Annotated in this window: 7 protein-coding genes; 6 read left to right on the top strand and 1 reads right to left on the bottom strand. The window is 67.0% G+C overall.

The window, feature by feature from the left end:
* The first annotated feature begins 165 nt into the window (after positions 1-165).
* From ACIRA7_RS11670 to ACIRA7_RS11660, 3 genes are all read left to right on the top strand, one after another.
* Positions 166-819 carry an RNA polymerase sigma factor gene (locus tag ACIRA7_RS11670; protein WP_396221016.1) on the top strand — a complete coding sequence of 218 codons (654 nt, stop codon included), beginning with the start codon at positions 166-168 and terminating at the stop codon, positions 817-819.
* Positions 816-1,604 (top strand): hypothetical protein, encoded by a 789-nt coding sequence (locus tag ACIRA7_RS11665; RefSeq protein ID WP_396221015.1) that lies wholly within the window; start codon positions 816-818, stop codon positions 1,602-1,604. Before ACIRA7_RS11670 ends, ACIRA7_RS11665 begins: the two co-directional genes overlap by 4 nt.
* A 227-nt stretch (positions 1,605-1,831) precedes the next feature.
* Positions 1,832-3,403 carry a M20/M25/M40 family metallo-hydrolase gene (locus ACIRA7_RS11660; RefSeq protein ID WP_396221014.1) on the top strand — a complete coding sequence of 524 codons (1,572 nt, stop codon included), beginning with the start codon at positions 1,832-1,834 and terminating at the stop codon, positions 3,401-3,403.
* A gap of 18 nt (positions 3,404-3,421) precedes the next feature.
* Here the strand turns inward: ACIRA7_RS11660 and ACIRA7_RS11655 are convergent, their stop codons facing one another.
* Positions 3,422-3,568 (bottom strand): DUF2256 domain-containing protein, encoded by a 147-nt coding sequence (locus tag ACIRA7_RS11655; RefSeq protein ID WP_396221017.1) that lies wholly within the window; start codon positions 3,566-3,568, stop codon positions 3,422-3,424.
* A 29-nt stretch (positions 3,569-3,597) separates the two neighbouring features.
* Here ACIRA7_RS11655 and ACIRA7_RS11650 point away from each other — a divergent pair, with 29 nt between their 5' ends.
* The 3 genes from ACIRA7_RS11650 to ACIRA7_RS11640 all read left to right on the top strand — a co-directional run bounded on the left by ACIRA7_RS11650 (position 3,598) and on the right by ACIRA7_RS11640 (position 10,468).
* Positions 3,598-4,926 (top strand): sensor histidine kinase, encoded by a 1,329-nt coding sequence (locus tag ACIRA7_RS11650; protein WP_396221013.1) that lies wholly within the window; start codon positions 3,598-3,600, stop codon positions 4,924-4,926.
* Between the two features lie 71 nt (positions 4,927-4,997).
* Positions 4,998-7,778 (top strand): 2-oxoglutarate dehydrogenase E1 component, encoded by a 2,781-nt coding sequence (locus tag ACIRA7_RS11645; RefSeq protein WP_396221012.1) that lies wholly within the window; start codon positions 4,998-5,000, stop codon positions 7,776-7,778.
* A gap of 32 nt (positions 7,779-7,810) precedes the next feature.
* The gene (locus ACIRA7_RS11640) at positions 7,811-10,468 is read left to right on the top strand and encodes a PIG-L family deacetylase (protein ID WP_396221011.1); all 2,658 of its coding nucleotides are present in this window, start codon (positions 7,811-7,813) and stop codon (positions 10,466-10,468) included.
* Positions 10,469-10,554: the final 86 nt, after the last annotated feature.

The following is a 10,554-nucleotide window of genomic DNA, read 5'->3' as shown; positions in this document are numbered from 1 at the left end:
GGAAGCCGTCGTCCGGCGGCGCTCACGTGACCTGCCAGATGGTTCCAACCGTCCGACCGGTTGGGTGCATCCAATACGCTGACCGCCACGAACGCTCTGGTGGACCCCGTCGGAGCGCTCATGCATCTTGGGATAGCCCACCTCGTCAGCCGAACTCGCCCAGACATGGACTACGCTGAGTCACCGTTACCGGAACGCGCGCATCTGTCGCTCGTGACCGGGTCCCTCAAGCCCGCCATGTCAGGTGTGTTGCCACTGCTGCCGAGAATCGCGGCTGGGGATGAACTCGCGGTGCGCGAGTGTGTGGAGCGGTATGGTTCCTTGATCTGGTCGCTCGTTCGGCGCTGGGCGCCGGATGCGCGTGATGCCGAGGATGCGGTGCAGGAGGTGTTCGTCGATTTGTGGCGCAGCGCGGCGCGGTATGAGCCAACCCGCTCCACCGAGGCCGGATGGGTGGCGATGGTGACGCGCCGGCGGCTGATTGATCGACTACGGAAGCGTCAGCGGGCGGTGGAACTCGAGCCGCTCCCCGACGATTTCGATTACGCGGCCGAGGATACCGGGGACGATGCGGGTGACGATCGCGTGGAACGCGCGCGGGCGGCGCTGCGGGCGTTGCCGGAAGCGCAGCGCACGATGCTCGAGCTGTCGCTCCTGCATGGGCACACGCACGACGAGATTGCCAAGGCCACCAACACGCCGTTGGGCACCGTGAAGTCGCACATCCGTCGCGGTCTGCAGCGCGCACGGGCGATGCTGCTGCACACCAACGAGTTGCATCAGACGTCGGACGCGACGAACGAGGAGCACGAGTCATGACCAGGAAAGAGAACGACGTGCCGGACATCGTCACGCGCGACGAGCTGTTGATCGGTGAGCTGACGGCGGCGCTGGCGGCTGAGTCGATGTCGGCGCAGGATGCGCTGCCGCCGGCGTTTGCCGCGCGCGCCATTGCCGCACGAGCGGCTTCGGATCCGGTCGCGTCCGCTGTCGACGTTGTGGTGCCAGTCAAGCCGAGCGTGCTGCCATACAACGCGGTGGCGGTGGCGCCGCCGGTCGCGAGCGCTCCCGCGTTGCGCCCGCGACGGTCGTACGCCATGTGGGGGGGCTGGCTGGCGGCTGCGGCCATGCTCGCGCTGTGGGTCCGCGGGCCGGCCAAGCCGTCGGACGTTGTCGCAGCGGCGCCCACGGCCGCCGCGTCCTCGGCTGCCGCTTCATCGGTACGCGATTCACTGATGGCGGTGGATACGGCCATCACCCGTATCGCCTGGGCACCGACCGCCGATTCCACCGCCCTCGGCGCCAGTGGCGACGTGGTGTGGAGCACGCGGGCGCAACGCGGCGTGATGCGCCTGATCGGGCTCAAGTCGAACGATGTGAAGCGGTGGCAGTACCAACTGTGGATCTTCGACAAGACGCGCGATCAACGGTATCCCGTCGACGGCGGCGTGTTCGACGTGCCGGCCGGCGCCACCGAGGTGTTCGTGCCGATCAACGCCCGCGTGCCGGTGGGCAGTGCCGTGATGTTCGCGGTCACCGTGGAGGCGCCGGGTGGCGTGGTGGTGAGCACCCGCGAACGGGTGGCGTTGCTGGCGGCGTTGTAGCGGCCTCGCTGGGAGCTCGAGTGATCGGATAGGCTGCTGGTTCACGCGAAGGGCGCGACGATCGCGAAGGGCGCGAAGAACAGCAAAAGAAAAAAATGTGGTTGCTGTTCTTCGCGATCGTCGCGATCGTCGCGCTCTTCGCGTGAACCAACGAGCTCGCGACCGTCAGCGCGGGCCCCAGTCGCCACGCCCCTGTCGAAGCAGCCATCCCGCTCGCACTTTTCGGAATGGTCTCACTTCATCGTACTTTATTGGCGTCCGTCGCCCTCGCCGCGCTCGCTGCCGCCCCGCTCGAGGCCCAGCAGCTCCGCCCCGCCGTCGACGCGTGGCGACGCGCCCACGAGCGCGAGATCCTCGACGAAGCGTTCGCCCTGATGGCCATTCCCAACGTGGCCTCCGACACCGCGAACATCCGGCGCAACGTCGAGTTTCTGACCGCGGCCTTCGCCAAACGCGGCGTGGCCATGCGGCCCCTCGTCGCGCCCACCGGCGGCAGTCCCGCCCTGTTCGGCGAACTGAAAACGCCCGGGGCCACGCGCACCATCGTGATGTACGCGCACTACGACGGACAGCCGGTGGCCGGGGGCGGATGGAACGGCGATCCGTTCACTCCCGAGCTGCGTCGCTACGCCAACAGCGTGGCCACCGACGCCGTGCCCATGCCGGCCAAGGGCGACACCATCGATCCCGCCGTTCGCATCCGCGCCCGCTCGGCCAGCGACGACAAGGGCCCGATCATCGCCATGCTGGCCGCTCTCGATGCCCTCAAGGCGGCCAAGAAGGCGCCCACGGTCAACGTGAAGTTCTTCCTGGAAGGCGAAGAAGAAGCCGGCTCGGCGCACCTGGGCGACCTGCTCAAGGCGCACAAAGCGGTGCTGACGGCCGACGCCTGGCTGTTCTTCGATGGCCCCGCCCATGTGAGCGGCGCGCCGCAGCTGGTGCTCGGCGTGCGCGGCGTGATGGGCGTGGACGTGACCTTCTACGGCCCCAACCGCGCGCTGCACAGCGGACACTACGGCAACTGGGCGCCCAACCCCGGCGTGGCGGTGGCGCACTTCATTGCGAGTGTGCGCGACATGGACGGCCGCGTGAAGATTGCCGGCTTCTACGACGACGTACCGGCCATTTCCGACAACGACCGCGCGTTGGGCAAGGCGCTGTCGAACACCGACGACTCGCTGCGCACGTCACTGGGGCTCGCACGCACCGAAGCGAACAACGCCGCCTTGGGCGAGCGCATCATGCTCCCCGCGCTCAACATTCGCGGCATTCGCACCGGCGAAGTGGGTGGCGGCGCGGCCAACGCCGTGCCCACCAGCGCCAGCGTGTCCATCGACTTCCGCCTCGTGCCCGATCAGCAACCGGCGCGCATCTGCGAGCTGGTCTCGCGTCATCTCGTGTCGCTCGGCTACACCGTGGCCACCGACCCCAATGCCGCCGCGCGCAGCACCGATCGCGCGCACTTGGCGTACATGGGCTGCGGCGGTGGCTACACCAGCGTGCGCGTGGCGAGCACGCTGCCGTCGGTACGTGCCGTGAAAACGCTGATGACGCGCGCGTACGGCCGTGAGCCGTTCGTGATGCCGATGCTGGGCGGGTCGCTGCCGCTGTTTCACTTCGTCGAGCAGCTCGGCGCCACGGTGATCACGGTGCCCACGGTGAACGCCGACAACAGTCAGCACGCGCCCAACGAGAACCTGCGTATCGGCAATCTGTGGGACGGCATCGGCGTGATCGCCGAGCTGATGGCGGGGTTGGGGCCGCTGTGGCCGGGCGGGGCGACGCCGGTGATGAAGTAGGGCGCCCGTCCCAGCGCGCTACCCCGCGCCCTTCCCCATCCGGCACTTGTCGCTGCAGTAGCGCACGTTCTCCCAGTCGCGCTCCCACTTCTTGCGCCAGCTGAACGGCCGGCCGCAGCGGGCGCACAGTTTGTCGGGGTGGCCATTTACGCCCTGGCCGCGCACGCCGCCGTCGCGCGGGCGTTTGGATTCTCGTGAAGGCATCGCTCCCCAAGCGCCGCGCGGCGGTGCAGAGTTCCCGGATGCAGAGTCCGCACAGTCCTCACGATCCGGCGCACTTTCCGGGCAGCACGGAAGACCTCCTCTATTCCGACTACCGAAAAACGGAGGAGCTCGGCACGCTCCGTCAGGTCGCGCGCGCCCTCGCCGCCGAAACGAGCTCCCAGAGCGTGCTGCAAACGCTCTGTGAGCTCTCCATGGTGCGCGGTCGAGCAACTGGCGCGTCAGTGGCAGAATTAAGTGGTGATAATGGCGTGTATGTAGCCTGTGCCGGCCGCACGAATGACCTGCTGTCCATGACCTTCCCGCTCGAAGGCACGGTCACGGGGCTCGTCGCCAACGAACTGCGGGCGATCACGATCCTGTCGCCGGAGGCCCGCTTGCCGTTCTTCGCCGAGCTGATGCCTCGGCTGAGCATCGGCCCCATTCTGCTGCTGCCACTGCTGGCCAACGGCCAGCTGTTCGGGGTGCTTTCCATCACCCGCGACACCGGGCACCCGCAGTTCGACGAGGCCGACGAGGAGCGGCTGGGGGTCATGGCCGATCTGGCCGCCTTGGCGCTCTGGAAGGCCCGGTTGTTGGAAGACGCCCGGTCGGCCGATGCCGCAAAAACCAGCCTTTTAGCGACACTATCGCACGAGCTTCGCACCCCTTTAGCGGCACTGGAGGGATATCACGAGCTCTTGGAGGATCAGATCCTCGGCCCGCTGTCCCCCGAACAGCAGGACGTCGTAACCCGCCTGCGCACCGTGGGACGGCACCTGGGCTCGCTCATCGAGGACATTCTCACCTACGCCAGCCTTGAAGCCGACCGGCTCACACCGCGCAACGCCTCCGTCCGTGTCCCCGAACTGCTGGATTCGCTGCACCCGTTCATCGAGCCGCTGGCGCGCGAAAAGGGGATCGAGTTCTCCATCGACCTCGAGCCGGGGCTGCCGTCGATGCACACCGACGAGGCCCGCGTGCGGCAGATCCTGCTCAATCTCTGCCAGAACGCCGTGAAGTTCACCGAGGAGGGTGCCGTGTCGGTCCGCGTGACCCGCGGCTCCCCGCTGGCCGATGGAACCGCCACCGTGCGCTGTGCCGTGCGCGACTCGGGGATCGGCATCGAGCCCACCGACATGCAGCGCCTGTTTCGCCCCTTCTCCCAGATCGAGAACGTGTCGGCTGGTCGGCACCGCGGGACTGGCTTGGGGCTCTACATCGCCCGCCGCCTCGCCACCATGCTCGGCGGACGCATCGAGGTGGTGTCGCGCCCCGGCGACGGGTCGGTATTCACCCTGGTCGTGCCCGCGACGCACTGAGCACACGCGTCAGCCGGTGGAGTGCACGAATCACCTGTGTCTTCGTGACTCCATCATTACATTCGAACGTTATGACCGCTGCCATCACGAGCGTTTTCAACGACGGCATTTTTGCCGAACAATTCGAGCGTTATCGTCACGACCCCGCCAGTGTGGACGAGACGTGGCGCCAGTACTTCCGCATCGCCGAGTCGCTGTTCGGACAGGGGGCGGCGACGCCGGCGTCCGCCCCGGCCGGCGGTACCACCTACGATGTCGCCTTCCTCCGGAAAGTGGCCGCGGCCGCCTCGCTGCAGCAGGCCATCCGCAGCTACGGCCACTACGCGGTGCAGCTCGATCCACTTGGCACCCCGCCGCCTGGCGCCGAGGATCTGAGCCCGGCGTACTGGGGGCTCACCGAGGCCGACCTGCAGGCGATTCCCGGCGAGGCGCTGGGCGACGTGCGCTTTGCGACCGCCGCCGACGCGATCGCGCGGAAGCGCGAGGTCTACGCCGGGCGCATCGGCTGGGAGGTGTGGCATCTCGAAGTGGACGAAGAGCGCGACTGGTTTCAGCGCGCGTTCCGCGATGGTGTGCTCACGCGTGATCTCACGCCCGAGGAAAAGAAGGACACGCTGCGTCGCCTCAATCAGGTGGACGGGCTGGAGCGCTTCATCGGTCGGGCGTATCAGGGGTACAAGCGCTTCTCGGTGGAAGGCACCGACACGCTGATTCCAATGCTCGATGAAGTCATTCGCGAGTCGGGACGCTCGGGCGCACGGGAAATCGTGATCGGCATGGCGCACCGCGGTCGGCTCAACGTGCTCACGAACGTGATGGGCAAGCCGTTCGAAAGCCTGTTCGCCGAGTTCGAGGGTCGTCACGATCACGTCGATGGCAACGCGACGGGCGATGTGAAGTATCACATGGGCTTCGTCGGATCGCGGGACGTGGACGGCAAGGCCGTCACGCTGCGTCTCGCACCCAATCCGTCGCACCTCGAAGTGGTGAACCCGGTCGTCGAAGGCATGGTGCGCGCGTTGCAGCGGGTGCCGGGCCGCATGGGTGAGCGCGACGAACTCGCGGTGGTGCCGGTCGCCATTCACGGCGACGCGGCGTTCCCGGGCGAGGGCATCGTGGCCGAAACGCTCAACATCTCGCACCTGAACGCGTACCGCACCGGCGGCACGATTCACATCATCGTGAACAATCAGGTCGGCTTCACCACCGACCCGACCGATGCCCGCTCCACGCACTACGCGTCGGATCTCGCGAAGGGCTTCGAGATGCCCGTCTTCCACGTGAACGCCGACGATGCGCAGGCCTGCATTACGGCGGTGCGGGTGGCGTGCGCGTATCGCGCCACGTTCAAGAAGGACGTGTTGATCGACCTCGTGGGGTATCGGCGTCACGGTCACAACGAGGGCGACGAGCCGATGTACACGCAGCCCACGCGCTACGCCCGGATCCGCAAGCACCCCACGGTGCCGCAGGTGTGGGCCAGTCGTTTGGTGGCTGAGGGCGTGGTCACCGAAGCCGAAGCGGCCGAGGTGGAGCAGGCGGAGTCGCAGCACTACGCCGACATCCATGCGCGCTTCAAGCAGTCGTTGCTGGGCAGTGAGCAGCACGCGCCGTGGCCGGCCGAGCCGGCGAGGGCGCCGAAGCCGGTGCCCACCAACGTGGCGAGCGAGAAGCTGCAATACGTGAACGACGCGCTGCTCACCTGGCCGTCCGATCTCACGCCGAATCCGCGCTTGGCCAAGCAGCTCGAGCGTCGTCGTGAGACGATGGGCGAGCAGGGCGGTATCGAGTGGGGACACGCCGAGGCCCTCGCGTTCGGCACGTTGCTCATCGATGGCATGTCGGTGCGCATCACGGGTCAGGACGCCGAGCGCGGCACCTTCTCGCATCGTCATGCGGTGCTCAGCGACAGCGAGAACGGCCGCAAGTACGCGCCGCTCGCCAACCTGCCCGGCGCCAAGGGCGTGTTCGAGATCTTCAACTCGGCGCTCTCCGAGACCGCCGTGCTGGCGTTCGAGTACGGCTTCAGCACCGTCGCCACCGACGCCCTCACGTTGTGGGAAGCGCAGTTCGGCGACTTCGTGAACGTGGCGCAGCCGATCATCGATCAGTTCATCGTGGCCGACCGCGCCAAGTGGGGACAGGACAGCAGCGTCGTGATGCTGCTGCCGCACGGATACGAGGGTCAAGGCCCGGAGCATTCGAGCGCGCGTCTGGAGCGGTTCCTGCAGATGTGCGCCGAAGGCAACATGACCGTGGCCTACTGCAGCACGCCGGCGCAGTACTTCCATCTGCTGCGTCGTCAGGCGCTGCGGACGTCGCGTCGTCCGCTCATCTGCATGCAGCCCAAGTCGCTGCTGCGCCTGCCGCAGGCGGCATCGAAGCTGGACGATCTGTCGCAGGGCGGCTTCCAGTCGGTGATCGATGATCCCATCGCGTCGCAGCATCGCGACGACGTGCGTCGCATCGTGTTCTGTACGGGCAAGCTGTATTACGACATGGCGCTGGCGGCTACGCGCAATCCGAACGTGGCGCTGGTGCGGGTCGAAGAGCTGTATCCGTGGCCGCACGAGGAAATCGTGCGCATCATGGACCTGTATCCCGTGATCGAGCAGGTCGTGTGGGCGCAGGAAGAGCCGAAGAATCAGGGCGCGTGGACGTACGTGCAGCCGCGTTTGCGCGCGTCGGCGGGTGCGTCGGTGGGTGTGCGCTATGTGGGACGTCCGGAGCGGGCGAGTCCGGCGGAAGGCTACATGGACGCGCATCAGGCCGAGCAGGCCCGCATCATCGCGATGGTCATGGATACCGGCGAAGTGGCCACGGAGCGTACGCCGATGCAGGTGGGGCAGTGAAGGCGCTTCGGCGCACCCGAATCCACCAGGTCATGATGAGCGCCGCGGCTATTGCCGCGGCGCTTGTCGCTGGTGGCCGCACCATGTCGGCGCAGAACGTAACGCTCGACCGCGGCGCGGCGGCGCTTGGGTCCACGCTGGCGGGTGTCGGCACCACGGGCCGCGTGCTCACCATCGCCGCGCACCCTGACGACGAAGACACGCCGATCATTGCGTGGCTCGCCAAGGGCCGCCACGTGGAAACGGCGTATCTCTCGCTCACACGCGGTGACGGTGGACAGAATCTGATCGGCAACGAACTGGGCGAAGCGCTCGGAGCGATCCGCACCCAGGAGCTGTTGTCGGCACGTCGCATCGATGGCGGGCGCCAGTACTTCACGCGCGCGTACGACTTCGGCTTCAGCAAGAACGCTGAAGAGACATACACGCATTGGCCCAAAGATTCCATTCTTGGTGACGTGGTACGCGTGGTGCGCGCGTTCCGTCCGCATGTGATGGTGGCGTTCTTCAGCGGCACGCCGCGCGACGGGCACGGGCATCATCAGGTGTCGGGGTTGTTGGCGCGCGAAGCATACGATCTGGCCGCCGACACGGTGCGCTTTCCGGTGAAAGGCTTCGGGTTGCCGTGGACGCCGCAGAAGTTCTATCGCAGCGCGCGACAGGCTCCCGACTCGGCCACGTTGCGCGTGAACGTGGGGGAGTACGACGCGCTGCTGGGGCGCAGCTACTACGAGATCGCGGCCGAGAGCCGCTCACAGCACAAGAGCCAAGGGTTCGGCGTGCTGCAAAAGAAGGGCACGATTCTGGGATATCTCTCACGCGAAGCGTCGCGTGTGGGGCCGGAGAATGCACGGAGCGAGCAGTCGTTGTTCGAAGGCATTGATACCACGTGGACGGCGTTGCGCAGCACGCTCCCGGCCACGGCGCAGCCGGTGCTCGATTCGGCGTTGCGCACCATCGCGTCGGCGCGCGTGGCGTATCGCGCGGATGATCCGTCGCTGATCGTCGCGCCGTTGGCGCAGGCACTGCGACAGCTGCGCGACGTGCGCGGTGCGAGCGGCAGTGGCCCCGGCATTTTGATTACCGGTCGTCCGGGTGCGCCATCAAGCTTGTCGCGCCGCGCCCCCGACGAAGCGCCACCGGCGCTGTGGGATGCGCTGGCAATCACGATCGATCGCGCCGAGCGTGCGCTGGTGCTGGCGGCGGGTGTGGCGGTGGAAGCGACGGCTCCGCGTGCCACGTTCCCGGTGCGTGAGGCGGTGAAGATCGCAGTGAACGATTCGCTGCCGGTTACCATCACCGTGTTCAATCGCGGACGCGCGGCGGTGCAGTTACTGAACGCATCGGTGGCGGGTTTGGGCTTGCGTCCGGGTGAAGCGGGCGACATCGCCATCAGCCCCGACAGCGCGGCGGTGCTCAACCGCTGGGCGGTGGCGTTCCAGGCCAACTCCCCGTGGTGGCGGGCCTATGGTCGTAAGCAGCAGGATTGGTTTCAGGCGCCCATCGACGCGCGAACCGAAGCGCAGCAGCAGGAGCAGCGCGCCACAATGGTACAGGCGCGTCTCACCATCGCCGGTGAAAGCGTGACGGTGAACGAACCGGTGGTGTATCGCTTCGCCGATCCCATCAAAGGCGATCAGCAGGTGCCGGTGTCGGCGGTGCCCGGTATCACGGTGAACCTCGGCAGCACGATGGAGTACATGCGCGCCGGCGTGCCGGTGGAGCGGTTCGTGCCGGTACGGATCCAGTCGTCGTATCCGCACGACGCGGAGGTCACGGTGAAGCTCGAGCTTCCCGAGGGGCTCAAGGCCGACTCGGTGGAACGCGAACGCGTACTGGGTCCGGATGGCTCCACGATTCTCACCTTTCGTGTGCGTGGCATGGTGAAGGAGGGACGTCTCGAGCTCGTCGCGCTGGCGCTGCACGAGGGCGCGTTGAGCACCAGCAGCGTGTTCTCCATCCAATACGACCACATCACGCCCATGCGTTTGTACGGCGCGAGCGGGATGTACCTCTCGGCGGTGAATGTGAAGCTCCCGCCGCGTGCTCGCGTGGGCTACGTGAAGGGTGTCGGGGACACCGGGCTCGAGGCACTCGAACAACTCGACATCACGGTCGAGAAGATCGAACCGTCGATGCTCACCAGCACCGACTTGTCGCGCTTCACGAGCATTGTGGTGGGCCCGCGCGCGTATGAAGCGAACGAGGTATTGGTGCGCAACAACGTGCGACTGCTGGACTACGCGAAGAAGGGCGGTACGCTGGTCGTGCAGTACGGGGCGCAGGACATGAATCGTTTTCCGGGCGTGGTGCCGTACCCCATGCAGTGGAGTCGCCCGGCGGCGCGCGTCACGATGGAGCAGGCGCCGGTGACGGTGCTACAGCCCACGCACCCGCTGCTGGTGGGCCCCAATCGTATCGGTGCCGCCGATTGGGCCGACTGGGCGCAGGAACGCGCCACGTACATGCCCAGCACCTTCGACAAACGCTACACGCCGCTGCTGGCGATGAACGATCCGAACGAGCCGGTGCAGCAGGGTGGGCTGCTGGTGGCCCCGCTGGGCAAGGGACGCTACGTGTACGTCACGCTGGCGCTGTTCCGGCAGTTGCCAAATGGCGTGCCGGGGGCGGCGCGGATAACGGCGAATCTGATCAACGGGGCGCCGGCGGTGGTGCAGCCAAAGATGTAGCAACACGGGCATTCGCCACGCTGGGGTTCAAGGGGTCAGAGTCGTTGTTCAAGTTCAAGGGGTCAGAGTCGTTGAACGCCGGCGTT

Origin of the sequence: Gemmatimonas sp., from assembly GCF_044376735.1 — a bacterium.
Taxonomy (GTDB): Bacteria; Gemmatimonadota; Gemmatimonadetes; order Gemmatimonadales; family Gemmatimonadaceae; genus Gemmatimonas.
The sequence above is the reverse complement of the archived record's forward strand: the minus strand, read 5'-3'. Positions and strand labels throughout refer to the sequence as shown.

Excerpts from the sequence above, each read along its gene's own strand:
- ACIRA7_RS11670 (WP_396221016.1), top strand. The coding sequence starts at position 166 with ATGGACTACGCTGAGTCACCGTTACCGGAACGCGCGCATCTGTCGCTC.
- ACIRA7_RS11665 (WP_396221015.1), top strand. The coding sequence starts at position 816 with ATGACCAGGAAAGAGAACGACGTGCCGGACATCGTCACGCGCGACGAG.
- ACIRA7_RS11660 (WP_396221014.1), top strand. The coding sequence starts at position 1,832 with ATGGTCTCACTTCATCGTACTTTATTGGCGTCCGTCGCCCTCGCCGCG.
- ACIRA7_RS11645 (WP_396221012.1), top strand. The coding sequence starts at position 4,998 with ATGACCGCTGCCATCACGAGCGTTTTCAACGACGGCATTTTTGCCGAA.
- ACIRA7_RS11640 (WP_396221011.1), top strand. The coding sequence starts at position 7,811 with ATGATGAGCGCCGCGGCTATTGCCGCGGCGCTTGTCGCTGGTGGCCGC.